This window comes from Kitasatospora cheerisanensis KCTC 2395 (assembly GCF_000696185.1).
In the GTDB taxonomy this organism is placed as follows: Bacteria; Actinomycetota; Actinomycetes; order Streptomycetales; family Streptomycetaceae; genus Kitasatospora; species Kitasatospora cheerisanensis.
On the sequence record NZ_KK853997.1, the window covers coordinates 6782109 to 6805933 of the forward strand.

The following is a 23825-nucleotide window of genomic DNA, read 5'->3' on the forward strand; positions in this document are numbered from 1 at the left end:
CGTCGCGCGGGGCGAGGGTGGGCGGCATGAAGACATTGCTCGCGGGTGGGTTGCTGGTGGTCGGGGTGCTCGGCGGGGTGGTCGGGGCCGCGGTGGGGATGGTGCTGGCGGGGGCGGTGTGGCCCGTGCTGGGGGTGATGACGGCCGGGGCGGTGTGCGGGGTGGCCGTCGGGTGCGGGCTGCCGGTCTGGGGTGCGCGGCGGGTGGCCGGGTGGCCGGGGTGGCTGCCGGCGGTGGTGTGCGGGGTGGTGGCGGTCGGGTACGGGGCGGCGGTGCTGTGGCCGGGGGAGCGGGCCGTTCCCGGAAGGGCGGACGCCTATTGGGAGTTGCCGACCGGTTCCCGGCTCGCGTACCGCCTGACGCCGGCTCAGGGGCCGGCCCGTCCAGAGCCGGTGCTGCGGCTTCACGGTGGGCCGGGGACGCCCGGGGAGGCGGCGGACGGGCTGGACGAGGCACTGAGCCGTGCGGGCTACCAGGTGTACAGCTACGACCAGTTGGGTTCGGGGGACTCGCCGCGGCCGGCCGACCTGTCCGGCTACACGGTGCAGCGGCAGGTGGACGACCTGGAGGCGATCCGGGAACGGCTCGGGGCGCCGAGGATGGTGCTGATCGGCGCGTCCTGGGGCGGCACTCTCGCCGCCGAGTACCTGGCCGCGCACCCGGAGCACGTCGCACGGGTGGTGTTCACCTCGCCCGGCGCGCTCTGGACCCCCGAGTACACCGACGAACAGGCCGGGCAGCTCTGGGACCGGCTCACCCCCGAGCAGCGCGCCCGGGTCGACGCCCTCGGCGGCAACGGACTGCGCGTCCCGCTCTGGTCGCTGCTGATGGGCATCGACCCGGCGCAGGCCCACGCCCTGCTGCCGGACGATCAGGCCGACGCGCTGATGGAGCAGTTGCTGGCCGTCTCCGGCTCCGCCGCGACCTGCCGCCCCGGTGCCGCCGCCGAACTGCCCGTCAAGACGCCCGGCGCCTACGCGAACCAGCTGATCGCCGAGGACCTGCGCCACCGCCCCGACCCGCGGCCCGCGCTGCGCGCCGTGCACGTCCCGGCGCTGGTGCTGCGCGGGGAGTGCGACTACAAGCACTGGGAGGTGACCCGCGAGTACCGCGACACCCTGCCGGGGGCGCAGCTGCTGTACGTCCCGGGCGCGGGCCACGCCATCGCGGTGGACCGGCCCGCCGAGTACCGCGCCGCCGTCCTCGCCTTCCTGACCGGCACCCCGCTGCCCGGGACGCCGTACACCGGCACGGAGGATCCGGCGAAGCCCTGAGCTGGGTGCGGGAAAACGCTTTCCGCGACGGGCGGGACGGCACGGGCACGGGCAGGGGCATCGCATGCTCCTCCGCGCGACGGAGGTACCGGGCGGCGGCCGGTCGTCGGGCGCCGGCCCGGTCCTGTGCTGCTTGCCCGGTGGACGGCGTTCCAGGTGTCGAGCATGGCAGCGCGAGCGCGCGGCACGCGGTGCGGCGCCTCGGCCCGGTTCGCCGCACCCGTTCGCCCCGGAGGCCTGCGCCTGCGCCACCCGCTCCCGGCCGCGGCGGTCGCCCCGCGGACCTGCCGGAGTCCTGCGCCCGGCTCGACGAACCGACCGCGGGCGCCGGAGCCGCCACCGGGGCTCTCGCGTGCGGGCCGGGTGCGCGGTGTTGACGGTCGGGGTGCGGAAACCGCTTTCCGGATGCCCGGGTTGTCCCTGTTTGTTCGGGTGGCGCGGGGCGGCGCATGCTGGAAGGAGCAACCGGGCTCCGAGGAGTGTGCCATGGAGATCAGGGCAGCCAGCGGTGTGATCGTCGGGGTCGACGGCTCGGCGCCCGCCGCGGAGGCGGCGGAGTGGGCGGCCGGCGAAGCCGAGCGGCGCGGGGACAGCCTGCACCTGGTGCACGCGGTCAACACCGGCACCGTGACGCTCTCGCCCCGGACGGGGGCGACCGTCACCGATCTGATCCTGCGCGAGGCCGAGGAACTGCTGGAAGCGGTCAAGTCCGGCCTGCAGGCGGCTCATCCGAGCCTGCGGATCACCGGGGACGTCGTGCCCAGGGACGCCGCCGAGGCCGTGCTCACGGCGGCCGAGCACGCCTCGCTCGCGGTGCTCGGCACCCGGGGCCACGGCGGGTTCGCGTCGCTGCTGCTCGGCTCGGTGAGCCTGCGGGTCGCCGCGCACGCCGCCTGTCCGGTGGTGGTGGTCCGCGGCACCGAGCACCCCGACGGGCCGGTGCTGGTCGCCGTCCACGACGAGCGGGACGCCGCCACGCTGCGCTTCGGCTGCGAGATCGCCGCCCGGCGGGGCCTGCCGATGCGCGCGCTGCACACCTGGTCGCCGGTGGTGGCGGACGTCGGGCGGATGGCGCCGATGGTCGACGAGCTCGGCGAGGAGGCCAAGCTGCACGAGCAGCTGCTGCTGCGCACCTGCGAACCGGTGCGGGACGACTACCCCGGAGTCGAGTTCGAGACCCAGCAGCTCACCGGCGGCACCGCCGCGAGCGTGGTCGAGGAGTCCCGGACGGCGGCCCTGGTGGTGATGTCCCGTCACCAGCCGGCCCCGCGCTTCGGCCTCCGGCTGTCCACCCCCGTGCATGCCGTGCTGCACCACGCGCAGTGCCCGGTGGCCGTCGTCCCGGTGTGAACGAGCCAACGGAACAGGGGAGTTGAGGGGGCGTCCGCCCGGTACCCGGCCACCGCGCGGGGCCGGGCGGACGGGGGTCACGGCGGGCGGGTGGCCCGGAGAGGCTCGACCTGAAGAGCCTTCTGTGAATCCTGCCGGAGATCCCGCTGCTGACGCAGACGGGCCTGGCGGCAGCCGGCGGCCGGCGCGGTCGTCCTCGCGGTGCTGATCGCCGTCACGCCCGCCCCGGCGCCGCCGGGGATCTGCGGCTGGTGCATCGGCCCGGCCCCAACCCGGCCGAACGCGAGCCGGTCTTCGACCGCTTACACCGGACCGACGGCTCCCGCAGCCGCAGCACCGGCGGCTTCCGGCCCGGGCCTCGCCATCGCCCGCGCCCTGGTCACCGCGCACGGCGGCCGCCGCACGCCGGACACCGCGCCCGGCGAGGGCTGCACCTTCCGGGTCCGGCTGCCGCTGTCCGAGTCGCCGTCCGGGTAGCCGTGGTCCGCGTAGCCGCCGGCCCGACCGTCCGGGTGGCCGCCGCCCGCGCGGGCCCGTCGCCACATGACGGGCCCGCGCGGTGCACGCCCCGGCAACCGTCGGAGGGAGCGGGACTGCCGGTTCGTCCGGCAACGATCCGGGTGCGGGCGGCGGTGCGGCAAGGCCGGGCGGCCGGGCTCCATCCGATCGGCGCAATACGTCGGCTGGTCGTACGTCGGACGATCCGACCGCGGCCGGGGAGGGGAGGTGACGTGCCGTCAGCTCGGGTCGGTGAGCGGACCCGTGAGGCGGCGGAACGCGGTCTCGGCGAGGTCGGCGGCCCCGGTCGGGCCGGTGTCCTCGGCGGCCCAGGCCTCGACGGCGACCCGCATGGCGGTGTTGGCGGCGGCGGCCAGCAGGCGGGCGTCCAGGCTGTCCGGCGGCAGCTCGGCGAGGGTGGCGAGGACGGGGCGCAGCGCGGCCTCGGCGTCGTGGTGGATGCGGTGCCAGACGTCGCGCAGCGCCGGGTCCTCGGGCATGGCGCGGAGCAGGCCGCGGGTCCAGGCGAGGTTCTCGGCGGGGCGGCCGGGCGCGGGGGTGAGCGAGGCGCGGGCGGAGTCGAGCAGGGCGGCGAGCAGCGGGGTGCCGGGGGCGGTGGCGGCGAGCAGCTCGATCCACTGGCGGGAGCCGTCGGCGAGCAGCGGGGCGACGGCGTCCTCCTTGGTGCGGAAGTACCGGTAGAAGGTGCGCAGCGAGACGCCGGCGGCGCGGGCGATGTCCTCGGCGGTGGTGCCGTCGGCGCCGCGTTCGGCGAACAGGCGGGCGGCGGTGAGCGCGATCTCCTGCTGGGTGGCGGCCTTGCGGCGCTCGGTGAGGGTGGGCGCGGGGCGGTCGGGTGCGGCCATGGGTGTGTCCCCCGGTGCGGGCCGGCCGGTGCCGGCGGGCAGGTGCGGATGGAAGGCGGGCGGGTGGGCCCGTGCCCAGCGTAGCCGCCCGTGCGTCACGGCATGCGGGTGTGGCATAACGTGCCATGTTGACGTACCGTGCAGTTCGAGGGGTCTGGCCGACCCGGCAGGCCCCGCCGCACCACAGGGAGACACCGTGAACCGCTTCGAAGGCCGCCGCGTCCTGATCACCGGCGCCGGCTCCGGCATCGGCCGGGCCACCGTCCACCGGATCCTGGCCGAGGGCGGCACCGTGGTCGCCGCCGACGTGGTCGAGGCCGGGCTGGCCGCCACCCGTGAGCTGGCCGAGGCCGCCGGCACCGCCGACCGCCTGATCACCAGGCTCGTCGACATCTCCGACGAGGCGTCCGTCAAGGCCGGCGTCGGCGGTGCGATCGCCGAACTCGGCGGCCTGGACGCGGTGGTGAACGCCGCGGGCATCCTGCGCTCGACGCACACCGCGCAGACCACGCTGGAGTTCTGGAACCGGATGCTGGCGGTCAACCTCACCGGCACCTTCCTGGTCACCCGCGAGGCGCTGCCCGCGCTGCTCGCCACCGGCCGCGGCGTGGTGGTCAACTTCTCGTCCACCTCGGCCTCGTTCGCGCACCCCTACATGGCGGCCTATGCGGCGACCAAGGGCGGCATCCAGTCCTTCACCCACGCGATCGCCGCCGAGTACGCCAAGCAGGGCCTGCGCGCCGTCTGCGTCGCGCCCGGCTCGATCGCCTCCGGCATGACGGCCGACCCGGGCCTGCCCGAGGACGCCGACATGTCCTGGTTCGTCAAGCTCCAGCCCGCGATCGGCGAGGGCTTCGCCGGACCCGAGACGGTGGCCGGCGTGATCGCGATGCTCGCCTCGGACGACGGCGCGTTCGTCACCGGCACCGAGATCCGCATCGACGGCGGCACCCACGCCTGAGCAGTCCCTCGCCCGAGCGGTCCCTCGCCCGAGCCGTCCCTCCGGTGTCCCGCCCGACGCCCCGTCAATCCGCCGCCCGTGCCCGCCCGTCCCCGGGGGCGCGGGCGGCGGGCCGGAACCGTCCGGGGGGTGGCCGGCGTCCTCGCGGCAGCGTGCATACTTAGCCGGCACGTTCGTCACGGCCGCGCCGAGCCCGTTCACCACCGGCTCGTGGACGCGCCGCGAGGGGAAGACACGGGGATCACGGCCATGGGGCTGACCAGCACGACGCTGCTGCTGTTCACGAGCGAGATCGCACTGGCGGTGATGGCCGCCACCGTCTGGTGGTGGCCCGCGCTCGCCAAGCGGCACTGGCGGACCGTCCTCGGCCGGATCGGGCTGCTGCTCGGCAGCCAGGTCACGCTGCTCGCGGTGATCGGCCTGGTCGCCAACAACTACTTCTCGTTCTACAGCAGTTGGAACGACCTGCTGGGCACCGGCAAGGACGGCCCGGTCTCCGTGCAGGCCGCCGCCGTCCCGGCCGCGCCGGTCGGGGCGACGGCCGCGCCCAGCCCGAGCGCCACGGCCGAACCCGAGCCGAGCAACCTGCCGCTGCTGCCCGCGCAGGAACTCGGCAAGGAGCCCGTCGACACCACGGTGGGCCGCGACGCGAAGAAGGTCGGGGAGATCCGCTCCGTGCGCATCCCCGGCGCGCGCACCGGGCTGAGCACCGACGGGTACGTCTACCTGCCCCCGGAGTACTTCCAGCCCGGCAACGAGCAGCGCAGGTTCCCCGCGGTGATCGCGATGACCGGCTTCCCCGGCGACGCGAAGGCGCTGATCACCCGCTTCAACTACCCGGGCGTCGCGCTGGACGAGATGCGCGCCGGGCGGATGCAGCCCACCGTCCTCGTGCTGATGCGGCCCTCGCCGGCGATGCCCGCCGACCCGGAGTGCGAGAACGTCCCCGGCGGGCCGCAGGCCGAGACGTACTTCGCCAAGGACGTGCCGCGGGCGATCGGCGCCACCTACCGGACCGCGACCGGGCGCGCCGGGTGGGCCGTGATGGGCAACTCGACCGGCGGGTACTGCGCCGCGAAGCTCGCCATGCGGCACCCCGAGGTGTTCGCGGGCGGCGTCTCCATCTCCGGCTACCTGAAGGCCGCCGAGGACGTCACCACCGGAGACCTGTTCAAGGGCAGCCAGCAGCGCCGCGACGAGGCCGACCTGCTGTGGCGCCTGCAGCACCTGCCGATGCCCGCGACCGCGATCATGCTGAGCGGCGCGGAGAAGGGCGACGGCGACTTCCGCAAGGAGGCCGACGCCTTCACCGCCGCCGCGAAGCCGCCGCTGGTCACCGGAGTCGCGTCCGTCCCCGAGGGCGGCCACAACTTCCAGACCTGGATCAAGCTCCTGCCGTCCGCCTTCCAGTTCCTCTCGGCCCACCTGAAGGCGTGACGGCGGCGGGGGTGGGGTCAGGCCGGGGTGAGGGTGCCGGTGTGCAGCTCGCCGACCCGGCCGGTCTCGCCCTCCCAGGTCCAGAAGACCTTGACGGTGAGGGAGTTGAGGTCCATGACGTGGCTGACCGTGATGCCGCTGCGCTCCGTCCAGGAGATGAACCAGATGCCCGGGGCGATCGCGGCGGTGTGCAGCGGGACGTCCTCGTACTGGCCGGCGGACTCGCCGAGGCCCTCCCAGCGCAGCCGAGTGCCGTCCGCCGAGTAGGAGTTGCGGAAGGCCGCGCCGTTGTCGACCTCGAAAAGGTAGGTGCGGCCGGCGAAACCCGGCAGAGCGGCGGTCATGTGCAGGCGGTCCTTCGGCGGTCGGTGCGGCGGGCGGGTACGGCCGGCGCGGCCGTACCCGCCCCAACCTATCGGACCGGCGTCCGAACCGGGCGTCCGATCAGCAGGCGAAGTCGACGCGGCGGAACGTCGCGTAGTGGTCGGCCGTGTAGTAGTCCTCGTGGTAGACCTTGCCGGTGACGATCCGGCGGGCGCCGCGGGTCGAGCTGCCCGGGGTGATGACGGTGTACTCGTGGTAGTAGCCGGTCGTCTGCGCGGGCAGGACGCCCTCGCGGTTCTGGAAGACGATGCCGTCCTGGGAGTAGGGGAACGGCCCGCCGGCGTCGATCAGGCGGATGGTGTCGCGGCCCTGGCTGGGCAGCGCGGTGTAGCAGATGTTCCCGCTGACGGCCGCGTGCGCCTCGGTGGCGACGACGGCGGTGGGGGCCAGGGTCAGCAGGCCGAGGGCGGCGACCGAGACCGCACGGATCTTCAACGCGCGTAGAGTCATTCGCATGCCAGCAGTGTGACGCCGCGTCAGCTGCCGGCGGAACCCTTGTTGCGAACACTTCACCCGTCGGTCGCCGCCGGACAACCCGGACGACGCGCGGTGTACCGCCGCCGACTTGTGGCCCGCCGACACCGGCCGGGCCCGCGCCCTGTGGGCCGGACACATGGGTGGCCTGGCCCGCCACCCCTAACGTGACCTGACCCACAGTCGGACCGCCCGCCCGCCCCGCACCCGCGGGTGCGCGAGCCGCGGCGGCCCCTCGTCAGCCGAAGGAGGACCAGGTGCGCCACCCGCTCAGGTCCGTGTTCACCACCCTGCTGGCCGGAGCGCTGCTCGCGCTCGGCCTCGCCCCCGCGCAACAGGCCGCCGCGGCCGCCGCCGTCCCCGGCTACCTCACCCAGGAGGCGGTGTTCGCCTCGCCCGGCAACGGCTGGGCGCAGGTCGAGCGCTACCTGGACAGCACGTCCGGGTTCACGCAGGAGCAGTACCCGTCCGACGGCCGCGGCGACCAGGACGGCGCGCGGGTCGGCTACTTCGGCGGCGTGAAGCGCCCGTTCTCCGGCCGCTTCCTGCTGTACAGCGCGCAGGGCTGGAACACTGCCGCCGGGACGCCCGTGCTGCTCGTCCACGGCGCCAACGACAACGCCGACCGGGCCTGGGCGAACCCCGGCGAGACCGGCAGCTGCGGGGCGTCCACCTGCCCGAGCACCGGCATGGCGCAGGCGCTGGCCGCCGCCGGCCACCGGGTGTTCGCGATCGGCTTCGCGCACAAGCAGGGCGACAACCTGATGCAGGCCCAGACCGTCGGCGACGCCGTCGCGGTGATCAAGGCCCGCACCGGAGCGGCCCAGGTCGACGTGGTCGCCTGGAGCAAGGGCGAGGTGGCGGCCCGGTCCTACGTCTCGTCCGTGAAGCCGAGTTGGGGACGCGCCTACGCCGGGGACGTCCGCAGACTGGTCACGCTCGGCGGCCCCAACGGCGGCCTCGACTACACCTACGCGCACGGCTGGGCGTTCTCGCTCGCCACCTGGCCGGCCTGCGGCGGCACCGCCAACGCCCCGTCCCCGCACCTGTACATGACCTGCTACGGCACCTACACCTCGCAGCCCTGCCTGGGCGTGCTGCCCACCGGCGGCTACGACTGCTTCCCCGGACAGCGCCAGCTGCTCGCCCGCTGGGACGGCCCCTACGGCGTCGACGGCAGCATGCAGGACTGGTGGACCACCTACTACGGCGGCCAGGGCTTCTACACCTCCGGGCAGGGCATCCAGGCCGCGATCGACGCCGGCTCGCTGATCAAGCCCCTCCAGCAGGCCGGCACCCCCGCGGCCGTGCCCACCTACCTGCTGGCCGGCGGCTCCGCCGACATCCCCGGCATCCTCAACGAGAACCGCGGCGCCAGCGACGGCCTGGTCTTCACCGCCAGCGCCCTCGACACCACCGGCATCCGGACGCTCGGCGGCACCGCCCTGCTCAGTGGCCTCAACCACATGGAACTGGCCTGGTCCGCCGCGGCCGTCACCCAGGTGACGGCCTGGCTCGCCTGAAACCGGCCGCTCGGCGCGTTTGATGCTCCAACGCAGGTGACCGGGCGGGGCGCGAGTCGGCCCCCGCCCGGTCGGTGGTGTCGGCCGCCCGCACTACAGTGCCGCGCATGCCGACCTCGCTGCTCGCCGTCGTCCGCGACCACCGCACCGTCGCCGAATTCCTGTCCTGGCCCGGGGACTTCGACCTCCTCGGCGCGGAGCACGGCGAGCCCGTCCACCTCGCCTCCGGCCTGGCGCTGGAGGCGTTCGCCGGCGACGGTGCGGGCGGCACCTTCTTCTTCTGCGGCGACGGCGGCGAGGAACGCCCCGTCCTCTACGCCGACTCCGAGGGCGGCGCGGCCCTGCTCGCCCTCGGACTCCCCGAACTGCTGTGCCTGCTGCTGGTCGTTCCCTGGTGGCGCGACTGCCCCGGCTTCACCGCGGCGGAGAGCGAGGCCCGGGCCGCCGAGTACCTGGACGACGACCCGGACCTGTACGCCACCCGCGACGCCGTCGCCCGGGCCCTCGGCCTCACCCTCCCGACCCCGCCGAGACACTCGCCCGCCTCCGGCGGACCGCCACCGGCGCGGGCCGGGACCACGTCCTGATCTTCACGCCCGAGGGCACCCCGTACGAGGCGCTGATCAGCTGAGGAACTCGCCGATCCGGTCGAGGATCCAGGCGGTGACGGCGCGGGCGACGCCGGTGGCGGCGCCGCGGGCGAGTTGGGCCTTGAGCCGCCGGTCGGCCGGGTCGGCCTTCGTGGCGGGGACGGGCTGGGTGGCGGGGACGGGCTCGGTGGGGCGGTGCTTGCGGGACATCGGGTTCCTCCCCGGAGGGTCGTGGTGACGGTGGGTCGGCCGGCCGGCGTGCGCACCACGGTCCCTGGGCGGAGCGGCAGTTGGCGGATCCGCGGACGCATCCGGACCGTCCCGGAAACGGCCCCGCATCCGCGCAGGTGAGCGCTAGGGTGGGGCTCGGTCCGGCGGACGGGAGCGGACCGCGGCGGATGCCGCCGGAGTGGACGAGGGGGCCTCGTTGGCACGAGTGGAGAGCGCGCAGGCGCAGCAGGTGCTGGCGCAGTTCGCCCGGGACCTGGCCCGGCTCCAGGCACGCTCCGGGAACCCCAACGGCCCGCAACTGGTCGCCGCGTCCGGGGGCGGCCTCACCACCAGCGGGATCAGCGAACTGCTGAAGGGCAAGCGCGGTGTGTTCCGGCTGCCGCAGTGGGATGCCGTCCGCGCGTTCGTCACCGGCTGCAAGAACCACACCGGCCGGAAGGGCTTCCCGCTGGAGGCCCCGCTCGGAGACCTCGCGCACTGGCGGAGGCTGCACAACGAGCTGGTGGAACGGCTGGAGGAACTCGAACACGGACCTGGGGCCGCGTTCGACGGCCCCGCGCCGCTCGCCCCGCTCAAGCGCGTCCCGCCCGGATTCACCGGACGGGAAGCGGACCTCGACGCCCTGTTGGAGGTGCTCGACCCGACCTCCGACAGTGAGCACGCCGTGGTGGTCGCGTCCGTCCTCGGCATGGGCGGCATGGGCAAGACGACGCTCGGCCTCGCCGCCGGCCATCTCGCCGTCCGGCGCGGGCTGTTCACCGGCGTGCTCTTCCTCGACCTGCACGGCTACGACGACAGCTGCCTCGACCGTGGCCAGGCCCTCGACACCGCGCTGCGCGCCCTCGGCACCGCCCCCGAGGAGATCCCGCCCGACACCGACCAGCGCGCCGCGCTCTACTGCGCCCAACTCGACGCCCGCACCCGGGCCGGCGAAGGGGTCCTCGTCCTCGCCGACAACGCCTCCACCGTCGACCAGGTCCACGACCTGATCCCGCCCGACGGGCCGCACCGCCTGCTGGTCACCTCCCGCGACGACTTCGCGCCCGCACTCGGCGCCCGCCTGATCGACCTGGACGTCCTCACACCTGCCCACGCCGTCGAACTCCTGGACACCGCCCTGCGCCTGACCCTCCCCAAGGACGGCCGGATCGCCGCCGACCCCGAGGGCGCCACGCGGATCGCCGCGCTGTGCGGGCACCTGCCGCTCGCCCTGCAGATCGCCGCCGCGCAGCTGGCCGCCGACCGGGGCCTGACGCCGGATCGACTCGCCGACGAGCTCGAAGTCCTGACGGAGCGTCTGGACCTGCTGGAGGACGGACCGCGCGCGGTGCGCAGCGTCCTGGACCGCTCCTACCGGCGACTCGCGCCGACCCACGCCGAGGTGTTCCGCCTGCTGGCGGTCAACCCGGGCCCCGACCTGTCCCTCGAAGCGGCCGCCGCGGCCACCGGCATCGCCAAGCCGAAGGACGTCCGGCTCCGGCTGGTCGCGCTCTCCCGCGCCAGCCTGATCCGCCAGGACCCGGAGACCGGCCGCTGGCGGATGCACGACCTGGTCCGCGCGTACGCGGACGAGTTGGCACGGGCGAACCCTCGCCACTCCGCGGTCGGATTCCAGCGGCTGCTGGTGTACTACAGCCGCCTGGTGGAGGCCGCCTACGCGCACCTGGAGCCGGAGAGCGCCGTGAAGGACCGCGGCAAGTACTTCACGGGCTGGGCGCACGCACTGGCCGCGATGGACGCCGAGTGCGCCAACCTCATCGCCGCCGTCCACGCCGCCCGCAGGGCCGGGCAGCACGACTTCGTCCAGATGATCGCCATCCCCCTCTCGCCCTACCTCCACATCCGCCGCTACCTGGAGGACAACCTGGAGCTGGCCGAGGCCGCCCTCGCCTCCGGGCAGGCCGCGCGGAACCGCGCGGGGGAGGTCTCCGCCTGGAACAACCTGGGGCGTTCGCTGCGGGAGCTGGGGCGGCTCCAGGAGGCCGAGCAGGCCCACCGCGAAGCCCTGACGGGATATCAGGCGATGGGATACACGCGGGAGGCGGCCGCCGTCTGGAACAACCTCGGCATCGTACTGCGGACCGTGGGCCGGCTGGACGAGGCCGAACAGGCCCACCGCGCGGCGCTGGCGACCGGCGATGCCCACGGCCACCGGACCGAAGCCGGCTGGGGCAACCTGGGGCTCGTGCTGGAGAAGCTCGGCAGGCTGAAGGAGGCCGAGCAGGCCCAGCGCGCCGCGCTGGAGGGTTGTCGGGCGGCGCGCAACAAGTGGGGCGAGGCCAGCGCCTGGCACAACCTCGGCACCGTGCTGCGCAGCGCGGGTGACCTGGAGCAGGCGGTGGAGGCCGGGCGGCGGGCGGCGGCGCTGTTCCGGGAGCTCGACGACCGGTACCGCCTGGGCTGGGCCTGCGACGAGTTGGCCGACACCCTGCTCGCCGCCGGCCGCCCGCCCGCCGAAGTCCGGGCGCTGCGCGAGGAGTCGGCGGTCGCGTACCGCCGGGCCGGCGCCGAGGAGAAGGCCGCCGAGGCGCTGGCCAAGGCCGACACGCAGGAGCAGTAAGCCGGGTGACGGGGCGTCGGGCGGCGCCCGGCGGCCCGTGCCTGCGCCCGTCCACTTTTACCGACAGCTGTGTCGATAACCTGGGCTAGGATACTGACATCAGCGTCGGCAAGATCCGCCGACGGCTTCGCGCTGCCCTGAACAGGTGGTTTTCGGATGTACCCAGTGATGAGACGGACACCGGTCCCCGCGGCCGGTCCCGCGGCCTTCGAGGAGCGGTTCGCGCCCAGCACGCGCCAGCCGTACGAGACCGTCGCCGCCGTCGGCGCCCGGAGCGAAGGGGTCTCCGGTGTTCCTCGCTCTGCGTGATCTGCGCACCGCCCGCGGGCGGTTCGCCCTGATCGGCTCCGTGGTCGGCATGATCGCCGTCCTCGGCGTGATCCTCTCGGGCCTCGCCAGCGGCCTCGCGGACGCCGGCGTCTCGGCGCTCCGGGCCCTCCCGGTCACCCACCTGGCCTTCGAACGGTCCGCCGCGGGCGAGCTGTTCTCCCGCTCGACCGTCAGCACCGACACCGCCCGGCAGTGGCCGCCCGGCCGGGCGTGCGCAAGGCCGAGCCGCTGGGGCAGGAGCTGGTGCACGCCCAGCTCGGCGGCGAGGGCGGCAAGCAACTCGACCTCGCCGTCTTCGGCGTCGAGCCCGGCGGCTTCCTGGCCCCCGCGCCGCTGTCCGGAAAGCCGCTGGCGGAGGGCGCCGACGGCGTCCTGGTCAGCGACGAGATCCTCCGGGAGGGCGTCAAGGTCGGCGACCGTCTCAGCGCCGGCCGGGCCGGCACCGAACTGACCGTCGTCGGCACCATCGGCAGCGCCTCGTTCGGCCACGTCGGCGTGGTCTACGCGCCGCTTGGGCTGTGGCAGCGGCTGCACTACGGCCTGCCCGGCGACCTCCCCGAGGCGGCGGCCGGCCAGGCCACCGCCGTGGCCCTGCAACTGGGCGACGGCGTCGACACCGCGGCCGCCGACCAGCGGCTCGGCACCCAGGTCCTCGACAAGACCGCCACCTTCGCCGCCTCGCCCGGATACACCGCCGAATCCAGCACCATGACGCTCATCCGGGGCTTCCTCTACGCCATTTCGGCGCTGGTGGTCGGCTCCTTCTTCACCGTCTGGACCATCCAGCGCCGCCACGAGATCGCCCTCCTCAAGGCGATCGGCGCCTCTACCGGCTACATCCTGCGCGACGCCCTCACCCAAGCCGCCGCCGTCCTGCTCGCCGCCACCGCGGCCGGCACCGCCGTCGGCCTCGCCCTCGGCGGCGCCATGAACGGCTCCGCCCCGTTCTCCCTCCAGGCCGACCAAGTCGCCCTGGCGGCCGTCCTGTTGATCGTGCTGGGACTGGCCGGCGCCGCCGCCGCGATCCGCCGCATCACCAAGGTCCAGGCCCTCAGCGCACTCGGAGCCAACCGATGAACCAGCCCGCCCCCGCCCCCGCCGACACCGCCGGACCGCTGGAACGGGACGCCGTGCTGCGGCTGACCGGCGTCACCCTGGAGCTGGGCCACCGGCAGCAGCCGGTCACCGCCCTCGACCAGGTCGAACTGGCCGTCGGCCCCGGGGAGTTCGTCGCCGTCACCGGCCCCTCCGGATCGGGCAAGTCCAGCCTGCTGGCCGTCGCCGGCGGACTCCAGAGCCCGACCCGGGGAACCGTCCACGTCGCCGGAACCGACCTGACCGGGCTCGACGAACGTGGCCGCACCGCGCACCGCCGCCGCCACATCGGCTACGTCTTCCAGCACGCCAACCTGTTCGCCTCCCTCACCGCCCGCGAGCAACTGCTGCTCACCGCCCACATCGCCGGCCGCCTGGACGCCGCGACCCGCCGACGCGTGGACGAACTCCTCGACGCCGTCGGCATGACCGCCCGCGCCGAGCACCGCCCCGACCGGCTCTCCGGCGGCGAGCGCCAACGCATCGGCCTCGCACGGGCACTCGTCCTCGCCCCCGAGGTGCTGCTCGTGGACGAGCCGACCTCCGCCCTGGACCGCGCCCGCGCCCGCGACATCGTCGACCTGCTCGCCGCGCAGACCCGCGCCCACCGCACCGCCACCGTCATGGTCACCCACGACCACGAGATACTGGACGCGGCCGACCGCGTCCTGACCATGCGGGACGGCCGCCTGAGCTGACCCGTGCCCCCGGAAGGGACCTCCGATCCATGCCGAAGATCAACGCGGCCACCGTCGCCGAGCACCGCGCCCAGCAGCGCGCCGCGCTGATCCGGGCCGCCGTCGACGTCCTCGTCGAACAGGGCGCCACCGCGGTCACCCCCGCCGCGGTCGGCGCCCGCGCGGGACTCGCCCGCTCCAGCTTCTACCAGTACTTCCCGTCCGCCGCCGCGCTGCTCGCCGCCATCGTCGAGGAGTCCTTCACGGCCGCCGACGCCGCCACCGCGCAGGCCCTCGCCGAGGTCGGCGAACCCGCCGCCCGCATCGACGCCTTCATCCGCACCGAACTGCGCATCGCCGCCCAGGGCGCCCACCGCCCCGCGAAGGCCCTGATGCAGGCCGAGCTCCCGGCCGAATGCGTGGCCCGCGTCCACGAGTTGCACCACCAGCACTACGCCCCCTTGCAAGCGGCCCTGGTGGACGTCACGGGCGACTCCGCCGAGCTGACCGGCCAACTGGTCGGCGGCATCGTCCAGGCGGCCATGACCGCCGTCGAACACGGCGCCGACCCGGACCACGTCGCCGACCACGCCCTCGCCCTCCTCCGCAACGGCCTCTGACCTACCACCGCCCGACCGTCCCGAGCCCGGAGCGCGGTCCGCGGTGGCGCTGCCGGCCGGGCGGCGCGGTGAACCCGCCCTGGGGTCAGAGGACTTCGCCGAGGCGGGCGGCGACGGCTTGCATGAGGGGGACCAGGCCGGCGGGGCCGGACTGGGCTTCGAGGGCGTGGATGCGGGCCTCGGGGCCGGAGACGGAGAGGGCGGTGGGGGTGGGAGCGCCGGGGACGGCGACGGCGAGGCAGCGGACGCCGATCTCCTGTTCCTGGTCGTCGACGACGTAGCCGGTCTCGCGGGCCGCCGCGAGGTGGGCGAGCAGGACGGCGGGGTCGGTGACGGTGTGTGGGGTGTGGGCCTGCAACGGGCCGGGGCCGAGCAGGGCGCGGGCCTCGTCCTCGGGGAGCTGGGCGAGCAGGGCCTTGCCGACGCCGGTGCAGTGCGGCTGGGCGCGGCGGCCGACCTCGGTGAACATCCGCATGGAGCGCCGGCTCTGGACCTGGCCGACGTAGACCACCTCGCAGCCCTCCAGGACGGCCAGGTTCGCGGTCTCGCCGGTGGCCTCCATGAGTTCGGCGAGGTAGGGGCGGGCCCAGGAGCCGAGCAGGCGGCCGGCGGTCTCGCCGAGGCGGATCAGCCGCGGGCCGAGGGTGTAGCGGCGGGCCGAGTCCTGCCGGACGTAGCCCTGGGCGACCAGGGTGCGGACCAGGCGGTGGATGGTCGGCATCGGCAGGCCGGAGACGGCCGAGAGTTCGCTGAGGGTGGCGATGCCGCCGGCGTCGGCGAGGGCCTCCAGGAGGTGGAAGGCGCGTTCGACGGACTGCACCGAGCCTGCGGGGCGCTCGGTGGGGGTGCTGGCCACGGGACGGTTCCTTCGACGGGGGAGCAGGGGGCGCGATCCGTCAACATACCGTTGAAATTCTGCATCGCGGAAACTAATCTCCACTGTACAGAATGGAGCTGCCCGAGGAGAGTGCCGCCCGTGCCCGCAGAATCCGCAGCTGCCGCAGGTGCCGCAGAGCAGGGATCCACCGTTCCGGGCGTCGCGGTCACCGGTCCGCCGGTGCAGCGCGCCGAGGAGGTGCTCACCCCGCAGGCGCTGGCGTTCGTCGCGGGCCTGCACCGCGCGTTCGACGGCCGGCGGCGGGAGTTGCTGGCCGCCCGCCGGGTGCGGCGGGACGGGATCGCCCGCACCGGCACCTTGGACTTCCGGCCGGAGACGGCGGCCGTCCGCGCGGGGGAGTGGCAGGTGGCGCCCGCGCCGCGGGCGCTGACGGACCGTCGGGTGGAGATCACCGGCCCCACCGACCGGAAGACGACCGTCAACGCGCTGAACTCCGGCGCGCAGGTGTGGCTCGCCGACTTCGAGGACGCCACCGCCCCGACCTGGCACAACGTGGTCACGGGCCAGGTCAACCTGATCGACGCGTTCGAGAGCCGGATCGACTTCACCGACGACCGCGGCAAGGCCTACGCCCTCGCACCCGCACGGGAGTTGGCGACCGTCGTGGTCCGCCCGCGCGGCTGGCACCTGGACGAGCGGCACCTCACCGTGGACGGCGCGCCGGTGGCCGGCGCGTTCGTCGACTTCGGCCTGTACTTCTTCCACAACGCCGCCCGGCTGCTCGCCCGGGCCGCCCGCGACCCGCAGGACCCCAACTCCGGCCCGTACTTCTACCTGCCGAAGACCGAGAGCCACCTGGAGGCCCGGCTCTGGAACGAGGTCTTCACCCACGCGCAGGCCGAACTCGGCATCCCGCACGGCACGATCCGCGCCACCGTGCTGATCGAGACCGTCACGGCCGCCTTCGAGATGGACGAGATCCTGTACGAACTGCGCGACCACGCCGCCGGGTTGAACGCCGGACGGTGGGACTACCTGTTCTCGATCGTGAAGAACTTCCGGGACGCCGGCCCCGCCTTCGTGCTGCCCGACCGCAACGCCGTCACCATGGCGTCCCCGTTCATGGCCGCCTACACCCGGCTGCTGGTGCGCACCTGCCACCGGCGCGGCGCGCACGCGATCGGCGGGATGGCCGCGTTCATCCCCTCCCGCACGGATCCGGAGGTCAACGCGGCGGCGCTGGCGAAGGTCCGGGCCGACAAGGAGCGCGAGGCCGGCGGCGGCTTCGACGGCTCCTGGGTCGCCCACCCCGACCTGGTGCCGGTCGCCCGCGCCTGCTTCGACGCGGTGCTCGGCGACCGCCCGCACCAGAAGGACGACCCGGGCCCGGCGGAGCCGGTCACCGCCGCCGAGCTGCTGAACGTGGCGGGCGCGGGCGGCAGTTGCAGCTCCGCCGGGCTGCGCAACGCCGTCCAGGTCGGCATCCGCTACCTGGAGGCGTGGCTGCGCGGCACCGGCGCCGTCGCGATCTTCCACCTGATGGAGGACGCCGCCACCGCCGAGATCTCCCGCTCGCAGATCTGGCAGTGGATCCACAACGGCGTCCGGCTCGCCGACACCGGGGAGCAGGTGACGGCCGAACAGGTCCGCCGCCTGGTCGCCGAGGAGCTCGCCGCGCTGCCGGCGGACGCCCCCGGCCGGTGGCAGGAGGCCGCCGCGCTGTTCGAACAGGTCGCGCTCGGCGAGGAGTTCACCGACTTCCTGACACTGCCCGCGCTCGCCCTGCTGGACTGACGGAAATACGGGTGCGGGGCAGGATCCGCGGCCGATAGGGTCGTTCCTGTTCGGGTGCGCAGGCAGAGGCTACTTCTCTGGATGGGCGGGCCGGGAGCGATCCCGGGCAGCCCAGTCGAAGGAGATCTCCACCGTCGCCTCCGCCGCCCTGTTCTCCGAACACCCAACGTCAGACATCACTGCCACCTCCCGGTGCGCAGGCACCGGTTACTTCCTCCAAAGAATCCCACCGGTGCCACCTTGATCTCGGGGGGCAACCGTGCCGGGGCGTCCGGTGCGCAGGCGGGGGCTACTTCTTGGTGTGGGCAGTGCCGGGTTCGAACCCCGGACGGCCGTGCGCAGGCACGGACGGGGCCCAGAGCTGCCTCCGCCGGGGCCGGCCTTCGCGGCCGGCACTTCTCGGACGCCCCGGCTTCGGCCTGCCCTCCCGCAGGAGGAGTCCCCATGGCCCGTTTCAACCTCCGCCGTTCGAAGACCGCCCCCGCCGGCCCGAGCTCGCCCGTCGCCAGCACGGGGCAGCTCACTGTCAACCACGAGGGCGGGCCGGGCCACCGGCGCGACGAGAAGTCCGAACTCTTCCTGCTCGCGGTCTCCCACACGGTCGGCCACGACACCTTCTACGAGGGCGGCGGCGACCGCGACGACCGCTACACCGACCTGGTGCGCTCGCTCGCCGTCAGCGACCCCGAGTGGACGCTCGGCCTGCTCCGCTGGCTGCGCCACGGCGCCGCGATGCGCACCGCCTCGCTGGTCGGTGCCGCCGAGTTCACCCGCGCCCGACTGACCGCCGGGCTGCCCGGCCACTCCCGGCAGGTGATCGACGCCGTCCTCCAGCGCCCCGACGAGCCCGGCGAACTGCTCGGCTACTGGACGTCCCGGTACGGGCGGGCGCTGCCCAAGCCCGTCAAGCGCGGCGTCGCCGACGCCGTCGCCCGGCTGTACGACAGCCGGGCGCTGCTCAAGTACGACACCGCCGGCCGCGGCTACCGCTTCGGCGACGTGCTGGAACTCACCCACCCCAAGCCGCACCCGGACAAGCCCGGGCAGAACGAGCTGTTCCGCTACGCGCTCGACCGCCGCCACCGCCCCGACCGCGCCCTCCCGCCCGCCGGCGACGCCCTGCTGACGGCCCATCAGGCGCTGATGGCCGTCCCCGTCGCCGAGCGCCGCGCGCTGGTCACCGGCCCCGACGGCGCGCAGCGCCTCGCCGAGGCCGGCCTGACCTGGGAGGCGCTGGCCGGCTGGCTGCAGGGCCCGCTGGACGCCGCCGCCTGGGAGGCCGTCATCCCGTCGATGGGCGCGATGGCGCTGGTGCGCAACCTGCGCAACTTCGACCGGGCCGGGGTGTCCGACGAGGTCGCCGAGCAGGTCGCCCGGCGGATCTCCGACCCGGGCGAGGTCAAGCGCTCCCGCCAGTTCCCGTTCCGCTACCTCGCCGCGCACCGGCACGCGCCCTCGCTGCGCTGGGGCCACGCCCTGGAGACGGCGCTCAAGCACTCCCTCGGCAACGTCCCGTCGCTGCCCGGCCGTTCACTGATCCTGGTGGACCGCTCCGGCTCGATGTTCGACACCGCCGCCGGGGAGAGCCGGCTCAACCGGGCCGACAGCGCCGCCGTCTTCGGCACCGCCCTCGCCCTGCGGGCCGCCGACGCGGACCTGGTCGAGTTCGGCACCGACAGCCGCCCCGTCCCGCTGCGCCGCGGCGACGCCGTGCTCAAGGTCCTCGACCGCTTCGGCAACCTCGGCGGCACCAACACCGCCGAAGCCGTCCGCCGCCACTACGACCGCCACGACCGGGTGGTCGTCGTCACCGACGAGCAGGCGTACGGCAGTCACCGGCCCGCCGACGCGCTGGCCGCCGTGCCCGCCCACATCCCCGCCTACACCTGGAACCTGGCCGGCTATCACCCCGGCCACGCCCCGTCCGGCACCCCCAACCGCCACACCTTCGGCGGCCTCACCGACGCGGCCTTCCGCCTCCTCCCGCTGCTCGAAGCCGGACAGGACGCCGGCTGGCCGTGGGAGCAGCAGAACCGGCCTACGACCCGGCGGTGAGAAGGGCGTCGCCCAAGGGGGAGCGGGCGTAGAGGACGCTGCGGCCGGTGCGGGTGCGGGTGAGCAGGCCCGCGGTGGCGAGCGCGGTGAGGTGGCGGCTGACCGCGCCCGGGGTGACGGCCAGGCGGTGGGCCAGCGCGGTGGTGGAGGCCGGCTGGTCCAGCAGGGCCAGCAGGCGGGCGCGCGGCGGGCCGATCAACTCGGCCAGCGCGCCCGGCACCTGCGGCGGGGAGCTCTCGCCCATCAGCGCCTTCCCGCGCGCCGGGTAGCTGATCAGCGGCGGCTCGTCCGCGTCGATGACGGTGTGCGCGCCCAGCGAGAACAGCGTCGGGGCCAGCACCAGGCCGCGCCCCGCCACCGGCGTGTACCGGCCGCCCAGCGCCCGCACCCGCGGGTCCGGGTCGGTCAGCCGCAGCACGCCCGCGTGCCAGGACAGCCGGTGGTCCAGGTCCGCGAACAGTCCCTCCGCGCCGTGCTCCGCGAACATCCGCCCCCGGTGGGCGAGATCGGCCTCCAGCACGGACCGCGCCCGCGGCCACCAGCGCGGCAGCAGGCACCGCTCCCAGTACGCGCCCAACTGCGCCACGCAGCGTGCCAGCAGCTCCACCGGATCCGCCAGCAGCCCCGCCAGCGGCTCCGGCACCGGGCCCCGTCGCCCCGGTACGCCGCCCGGAAGTCCTTCACCACCGTCGCCGGCGGCGTCCGCGCCAGGATCTCCAACTCGCTCTCGAAGGACGGGCGTCGACCGGCCGGACGGGGCGTCAGGAAGTCCGGCACCCAGACCCGGGGCGTCACCAGCGAATCCAGCAGCGGCACGTCCAGGGTGCGGAACTCCGCCTCCCAGGACTCCATCCAGCGCGCCTGGAACGCGTACTTCGCCGGGTAGCGGCGCGCCCGCAGGCTGAACACCGCCTCCTGCAGGGGCGAGTAGGTGAACCAGGTGGCGGCGAGGTCGTCCACGCCGAGGGCGAACTCGAACATTGACCCCAACGGTAAAAGGATTCCGGGCAGTTGGGAACCCTGGTGTCCTGTCGGCCATGACCGCCACCGCCGCGCCCGCCGGGCGCCGCTCCCTGCTGCCCGCCGACCCGGTGCTGCGCCGGCTCGCCGTGATGACCGGCGTCAACACCGTCGGCAACGGGCTCTACTACTCCGTCAGCGCGCTCTACTTCACCCGGCAGGTCGGGCTCGGCGCCGCCCAGTTGGCGATCGGCCTGGGCGCCGCCGGGGTCGCCGGCATGCTGGCCGGCGTGCCCTTCGGCCGGCTCGCCGACAAGCTCGGGCACCGCCGGCTGCTGTACGTCCTCGGGCCGATGCAGGGCGTCGCCGTCCTCGGCTACGTCTTCGTGCACGGCTTCGCGCCGTTCGTCGCCGCCATCGTCGTCGCCACCGTGCTGGAACGCGGCGCGATCGTGGTGCGCAGCGCGCTGATCGCGCACCTGCTGCCCGCGGACGGCCAGGTCCGCTCCCGGGCCCTGCTGCGCTCGGTGATGAACGCCGGCCTGATGCTCGGCGGCGCCGGCGCGGCGCTCGCCCTCCAGCAGGACAGCCACTGGGCCTACGCCACCGTGCTGGCACTGGACGCCGCCAGCTTCGCCGCCACCTCGCTGCTGCTGCGCGGCCTGCCCGACGCGCAGGTGCCCGCCGGGGAGCGCGCCCGCACGGAGCGGCCCGGACGGCGCTCGCCGACCGGCGCTACCTGCTGGTCGCCGGGCTGCACGCCGTGCTGGAACTCCAGTTCGCCATGCTGGAGATCGGCATCCCGCTGTGGATCGCCGCCCACACCGCCGCGCCGCGCGCCCTGGTCGCGGTGGTGGCCGTCGTCAACAGCCTCTCCGTGGTGCTGTTCCAGGTCCGCGCCGGCCGCGGCGTGGTCGACGTCCGCTCCGCGGCGAAGGCCTGCGCCCGCGGCGGGGTGCTGCTCGGCGCGGCCTGCCTGGTGTACGCGGCGGCGGGCGGCCGCGGCACCGGCGCCGCCGTGGCGCTGGTCCTGGGCGGGATCCTGCTGCACAGCCTCGCCGAACTGCTCACCTCGGCGGGCGGCTGGACGCTCAGCCTGGACCTCGCCGACCCCGCCGCGCACGGCGAGTACCAGGGCGTCTTCATGAGCGGCCAGGCCGGCTCGCACGTGATCGGCCCGCTGATCGTCACCGCGACCGTGCTCGCGCACGGCGTCGCCGGGTGGGCCGTGCTCGGCGCCCTGCTGGCGGCGGCCGGCCTGGCGATGCCGGTGGCGGCGCGCCGCCGCTTCTGACGGCCCGTCGGCGGATCAGTCCCCGGAGAAGCCGAACACCCCGAAGTGGGTGGCCTCGTCGCCGGTGTACAGCACCACGAACCGGCCGGTCCACCGGACGTCCGCCTCGGCGGGCAGCGCGCTGCCCTCCATCGCCCGCCGGTACTGCTCCACGCCCGGCCGGTCGGTCCCGAAGTGGTGCAGCAGCCGCGCGTACGGCAGCGGCCGGACCGTCCCCAGGTCGTCGTACCCCGCCGGGGCCTCGCTGACCAGCACCGCCCGCGGGATGTCCAGGATCGAGTGGGTGCCCTCCTCGGCCAGGAACTCCTCGTCCTCCCACAGCTCCTCCAGGGACTCGTACTCCCCGGCCCCGATCCACCCCGTGCCGGCGAACACCTCCTCGTGCAGGGCCGTCAGCGTCCGCTGCGGAGTCCCCCGGTAGGTGGTGAGGTACTCCCAGCCACTCGCGCCCATCGGCATGCCCCTCGTGTCTCGTACCGTCCCGAACTGCCCGGACGCTACCGCACCCCACCGTCACCCACGGCCCTGACGCCGGGTCGGTCCCCCGAAACGCCGAACACCCCGAGATCCGCCACGGTCTCCGCCCGGTGCAGGGCGTCCGGGCTGCGCCGCGCCGGCGGTCAGTCGCGGCGGGCGGCCAGGGTGCGGGCGGCGCGGGCGCAGGTGCGGGCGAGGGCGGTCTCGTCGGCGGTGGTGAGGCGGTCGTGGTCGACGACCTGGCGGCCGTTGACGAACAGGGCGGTGAGCGGGGGCAGGGCGCCGAGGACGAGGGCGGCGACGGGGTCGGCGACGGTGGAGTGCAGCAGGCCGTCGATCCGCCAGAGGGCGAGGTCGGCGAGCTTGCCGGGTTCGATCGAGCCGATCTCGTCCGCGCGGCCGAGCACGGTCGCGCCGCCCATGGTGCCCAGGCGCAGCACCTGACGGGCGGTCAGGGCGTCGGGGCGGCCGTGCAGGCGGTTGATCAGCAGGGCGTTGCGCAGTTCGGTGCCGAGCTGGCCGGACTCGTTGGAGGCGGCGCCGTCCACGCCGAGGCCGACCGGGACGCCGGCCGCGAGCATGTCGGGGACGCGGGCGATCCCGGCGCCCAGGCGGGCGTTGGAGGACGGGCAGTGGGCGACGCCGGTGCCGGTCTCGGCGAACTTGGCGAGGTCGGAGTCGTTCATGTGGACGCAGTGCGCCATCCAGACGTCCGGGCCGAGCCAGCCGGTGGACTCGAAGTAGTCGGTGGGGCCCATCCCGAACAGCTGCCGGCAGAACTCCTCCTCCTCGGCGGTCTCCGAGCCGTGGGTGTGCAGCCGCACCCCCTTGCGGCGGGCCAACTCGGCGGTGCGGGACATGAGTTCGGTGGAGACCGAGAACGGCGAGCAGGGCGCCAGGGCGACCCGCAGCATGGAGCCGAAGGAGGGGTCGTGCCAGCGGTCGACGGCGGCCTCGGAGGCGGCGAGGATGTCGTCGGTGTCCTCCACCGCGTGGTCGGGCGGCAGGCCGCCGTCCTTGCGGCCGCGGTCCATCGAGCCGCGCAGCGCGGTGAACCGCAGGCCGAGTTCCCGGACGGCCTCGACCGTGGCGCCGAGCACGTCGCCGCCGCCGCGCGGGAACACGTAGTGGTGGTCGGAGGCGGTGGTGCAGCCCGACGTGAGCAGGGCCGCCGCCGAGCCCAGGGCGGCGGCGTGCACCAGGTCGGCGTCGATCCGCGCCCAGGTCGGGTACAGCGCGACCAGCCAGTCGAACAGGATGTCGTCCTGGGCGAGCCCCCGGGTGAGCCACTGGTAGAAGTGGTGGTGGGTGTTGACCAGCCCCGGGGTGAGCAGGTGCCCCTCGCCGTCGATCCGCCGGGCCACGTCGGCGAGCCCGGTGGGCGCGGGACCGTCGCCGACCGACTCGACGGTGTCGCCGAGGAGGACGACGTGCCCGCGCGGGTACTCGGTGCCGGCCGCGTCGACGGTGGCGATCGCGGCGTTCTCGATCACGGTCCGCCGACCGGCGGCCGGGGGCTGCACTGCCATGGCGTCCT

General features: G+C 74.8%; 23 protein-coding genes. 15 read left to right on the plus strand and 8 right to left on the minus strand.

From position 1 onward, the window contains the following. The first annotated feature begins 26 nt into the window (after nt 1–26). The 3 genes from KCH_RS38045 to KCH_RS30490 all read left to right on the plus strand — a co-directional run bounded on the left by KCH_RS38045 (nt 27) and on the right by KCH_RS30490 (nt 3101). Nucleotides 27–1274 carry an alpha/beta fold hydrolase gene (locus KCH_RS38045; protein WP_084224007.1) on the plus strand — a complete coding sequence of 416 codons (1248 nt, stop codon included), beginning with the start codon at nt 27–29 and terminating at the stop codon, nt 1272–1274. Between the two features lie 486 nt (nt 1275–1760). Further along, nucleotides 1761–2624, plus strand: coding sequence for a universal stress protein (locus KCH_RS30485; RefSeq protein WP_035868273.1), 864 nt, complete (start codon nt 1761–1763; stop codon nt 2622–2624). A 201-nt stretch (nt 2625–2825) separates the two neighbouring features. Then, a complete protein-coding gene (locus KCH_RS30490) occupies nt 2826–3101 on the plus strand; it encodes an ATP-binding protein (protein WP_035868277.1) in 276 nt (91 codons plus the stop codon). Nucleotides 3102–3361: 260 nt separating this feature from the next. Here the strand turns inward: KCH_RS30490 and KCH_RS30495 are convergent, their stop codons facing one another. After that, nucleotides 3362–3988 carry a TetR/AcrR family transcriptional regulator gene (locus KCH_RS30495; protein ID WP_035868279.1) on the minus strand — a complete coding sequence of 209 codons (627 nt, stop codon included), beginning with the start codon at nt 3986–3988 and terminating at the stop codon, nt 3362–3364. Between the two features lie 196 nt (nt 3989–4184). On the opposite strand from KCH_RS30495, the gene KCH_RS30500 reads away from it, so the two are divergent. Both KCH_RS30500 and KCH_RS30505 read left to right on the plus strand, forming a co-directional pair. After that, nucleotides 4185–4949 (plus strand): SDR family NAD(P)-dependent oxidoreductase, encoded by a 765-nt coding sequence (locus KCH_RS30500; RefSeq protein ID WP_035868281.1) that lies wholly within the window; start codon nt 4185–4187, stop codon nt 4947–4949. A gap of 249 nt (nt 4950–5198) precedes the next feature. Next, on the plus strand, nt 5199–6386 hold the full coding sequence (locus KCH_RS30505; protein WP_035868284.1) for an alpha/beta hydrolase: 1188 nt from the start codon (nt 5199–5201) through the stop codon (nt 6384–6386). Between the two features lie 17 nt (nt 6387–6403). Here KCH_RS30505 and KCH_RS30510 read toward each other — a convergent pair whose 3' ends face one another. Next, nucleotides 6404–6730 carry a MoaF-related domain-containing protein gene (locus KCH_RS30510; protein ID WP_035868288.1) on the minus strand — a complete coding sequence of 109 codons (327 nt, stop codon included), beginning with the start codon at nt 6728–6730 and terminating at the stop codon, nt 6404–6406. A gap of 100 nt (nt 6731–6830) precedes the next feature. Then, nucleotides 6831–7226, minus strand: coding sequence for a guanyl-specific ribonuclease (locus tag KCH_RS30515; protein ID WP_035868291.1), 396 nt, complete (start codon nt 7224–7226; stop codon nt 6831–6833). 275 nt (nt 7227–7501) lie between these two features. On the opposite strand from KCH_RS30515, the gene KCH_RS30520 reads away from it, so the two are divergent. Both KCH_RS30520 and KCH_RS30525 read left to right on the plus strand, forming a co-directional pair. After that, nucleotides 7502–8767, plus strand: a complete 1266-nt coding sequence (locus tag KCH_RS30520; protein ID WP_244305491.1) for an esterase/lipase family protein — start codon at nt 7502–7504, stop codon at nt 8765–8767. 107 nt (nt 8768–8874) lie between these two features. Beyond that, nucleotides 8875–9354, plus strand: coding sequence for a hypothetical protein (locus KCH_RS30525; protein ID WP_244305492.1), 480 nt, complete (start codon nt 8875–8877; stop codon nt 9352–9354). A 36-nt stretch (nt 9355–9390) separates the two neighbouring features. Here the strand turns inward: KCH_RS30525 and KCH_RS41810 are convergent, their stop codons facing one another. Next, nucleotides 9391–9567, minus strand: coding sequence for a hypothetical protein (locus KCH_RS41810; protein WP_157032256.1), 177 nt, complete (start codon nt 9565–9567; stop codon nt 9391–9393). Nucleotides 9568–9793: 226 nt separating this feature from the next. Between KCH_RS41810 and KCH_RS30530 the strand changes: the two genes are divergently transcribed. The 4 genes from KCH_RS30530 (at nt 9794) to KCH_RS30545 (ending at nt 14870) form a co-directional block, all read left to right on the plus strand. Continuing rightward, complete coding sequence (locus KCH_RS30530) at nt 9794–12148, plus strand: tetratricopeptide repeat protein (RefSeq protein WP_051653621.1); 2355 nt, start codon at nt 9794–9796, stop codon at nt 12146–12148. A gap of 522 nt (nt 12149–12670) precedes the next feature. Continuing rightward, a complete protein-coding gene (locus KCH_RS30535) occupies nt 12671–13555 on the plus strand; it encodes an ABC transporter permease (RefSeq protein ID WP_244305493.1) in 885 nt (294 codons plus the stop codon). Further along, nucleotides 13552–14271, plus strand: coding sequence for an ABC transporter ATP-binding protein (locus KCH_RS30540; RefSeq protein ID WP_051653622.1), 720 nt, complete (start codon nt 13552–13554; stop codon nt 14269–14271). Before KCH_RS30535 ends, KCH_RS30540 begins: the two co-directional genes overlap by 4 nt. A gap of 29 nt (nt 14272–14300) precedes the next feature. Then, nucleotides 14301–14870: a TetR/AcrR family transcriptional regulator gene (locus tag KCH_RS30545; protein ID WP_035868294.1), complete on the plus strand. Its 570-nt coding sequence runs from the start codon at nt 14301–14303 to the stop codon at nt 14868–14870. 85 nt (nt 14871–14955) lie between these two features. Here KCH_RS30545 and KCH_RS30550 read toward each other — a convergent pair whose 3' ends face one another. Beyond that, nucleotides 14956–15726, minus strand: a complete 771-nt coding sequence (locus KCH_RS30550) for an IclR family transcriptional regulator (RefSeq protein WP_035868297.1) — start codon at nt 15724–15726, stop codon at nt 14956–14958. A gap of 120 nt (nt 15727–15846) precedes the next feature. Between KCH_RS30550 and aceB the strand changes: the two genes are divergently transcribed. Both aceB and KCH_RS30560 read left to right on the plus strand, forming a co-directional pair. Then, complete coding sequence (aceB, locus tag KCH_RS30555) at nt 15847–17502, plus strand: malate synthase A (RefSeq protein WP_035868299.1); 1656 nt, start codon at nt 15847–15849, stop codon at nt 17500–17502. A gap of 444 nt (nt 17503–17946) precedes the next feature. Next, on the plus strand, nt 17947–19557 hold the full coding sequence (locus tag KCH_RS30560; protein ID WP_035868301.1) for a TROVE domain-containing protein: 1611 nt from the start codon (nt 17947–17949) through the stop codon (nt 19555–19557). On the opposite strand, the gene KCH_RS42860 is transcribed toward KCH_RS30560, so the two are convergent. Then, the gene (locus KCH_RS42860; protein WP_051653624.1) at nt 19541–20200 is read right to left on the minus strand and encodes an ArsR/SmtB family transcription factor; all 660 of its coding nucleotides are present in this window, start codon (nt 20198–20200) and stop codon (nt 19541–19543) included. The genes KCH_RS30560 and KCH_RS42860 overlap by 17 nt on opposite strands. A 394-nt stretch (nt 20201–20594) precedes the next feature. On the opposite strand from KCH_RS42860, the gene KCH_RS40265 reads away from it, so the two are divergent. Further along, nucleotides 20595–21665: an MFS transporter gene (locus KCH_RS40265; protein ID WP_084224010.1), complete on the plus strand. Its 1071-nt coding sequence runs from the start codon at nt 20595–20597 to the stop codon at nt 21663–21665. Further along, the gene (locus KCH_RS41815) at nt 21662–21811 is read left to right on the plus strand and encodes a hypothetical protein (protein WP_157032259.1); all 150 of its coding nucleotides are present in this window, start codon (nt 21662–21664) and stop codon (nt 21809–21811) included. The genes KCH_RS40265 and KCH_RS41815 overlap by 4 nt, the downstream gene beginning before the upstream one ends. A gap of 15 nt (nt 21812–21826) precedes the next feature. Here the strand turns inward: KCH_RS41815 and KCH_RS30575 are convergent, their stop codons facing one another. After that, complete coding sequence (locus tag KCH_RS30575) at nt 21827–22264, minus strand: hypothetical protein (RefSeq protein ID WP_035868302.1); 438 nt, start codon at nt 22262–22264, stop codon at nt 21827–21829. 167 nt (nt 22265–22431) lie between these two features. Continuing rightward, nucleotides 22432–23817 carry an 8-oxoguanine deaminase gene (locus KCH_RS30580; RefSeq protein ID WP_035868304.1) on the minus strand — a complete coding sequence of 462 codons (1386 nt, stop codon included), beginning with the start codon at nt 23815–23817 and terminating at the stop codon, nt 22432–22434. Nucleotides 23818–23825: the final 8 nt, after the last annotated feature.

Excerpts from the sequence above, each read along its gene's own strand:
- KCH_RS38045 (WP_084224007.1), top strand. The coding sequence starts at position 27 with ATGAAGACATTGCTCGCGGGTGGGTTGCTGGTGGTCGGGGTGCTCGGC.
- KCH_RS30485 (WP_035868273.1), top strand. The coding sequence starts at position 1,761 with ATGGAGATCAGGGCAGCCAGCGGTGTGATCGTCGGGGTCGACGGCTCG.
- KCH_RS30495 (WP_035868279.1), bottom strand. The coding sequence starts at position 3,988 with ATGGCCGCACCCGACCGCCCCGCGCCCACCCTCACCGAGCGCCGCAAG.
- KCH_RS30505 (WP_035868284.1), top strand. The coding sequence starts at position 5,199 with ATGGGGCTGACCAGCACGACGCTGCTGCTGTTCACGAGCGAGATCGCA.
- KCH_RS30510 (WP_035868288.1), bottom strand. The coding sequence starts at position 6,730 with ATGACCGCCGCTCTGCCGGGTTTCGCCGGCCGCACCTACCTTTTCGAG.
- KCH_RS30515 (WP_035868291.1), bottom strand. The coding sequence starts at position 7,226 with ATGCGAATGACTCTACGCGCGTTGAAGATCCGTGCGGTCTCGGTCGCC.
- KCH_RS30525 (WP_244305492.1), top strand. The coding sequence starts at position 8,875 with ATGCCGACCTCGCTGCTCGCCGTCGTCCGCGACCACCGCACCGTCGCC.
- KCH_RS41810 (WP_157032256.1), bottom strand. The coding sequence starts at position 9,567 with ATGTCCCGCAAGCACCGCCCCACCGAGCCCGTCCCCGCCACCCAGCCC.
- KCH_RS30540 (WP_051653622.1), top strand. The coding sequence starts at position 13,552 with ATGAACCAGCCCGCCCCCGCCCCCGCCGACACCGCCGGACCGCTGGAA.
- KCH_RS30545 (WP_035868294.1), top strand. The coding sequence starts at position 14,301 with ATGCCGAAGATCAACGCGGCCACCGTCGCCGAGCACCGCGCCCAGCAG.
- KCH_RS30560 (WP_035868301.1), top strand. The coding sequence starts at position 17,947 with ATGGCCCGTTTCAACCTCCGCCGTTCGAAGACCGCCCCCGCCGGCCCG.
- KCH_RS40265 (WP_084224010.1), top strand. The coding sequence starts at position 20,595 with ATGACCGCCACCGCCGCGCCCGCCGGGCGCCGCTCCCTGCTGCCCGCC.
- KCH_RS41815 (WP_157032259.1), top strand. The coding sequence starts at position 21,662 with ATGAGCGGCCAGGCCGGCTCGCACGTGATCGGCCCGCTGATCGTCACC.
- KCH_RS30575 (WP_035868302.1), bottom strand. The coding sequence starts at position 22,264 with ATGGGCGCGAGTGGCTGGGAGTACCTCACCACCTACCGGGGGACTCCG.
- KCH_RS30580 (WP_035868304.1), bottom strand. The coding sequence starts at position 23,817 with ATGGCAGTGCAGCCCCCGGCCGCCGGTCGGCGGACCGTGATCGAGAAC.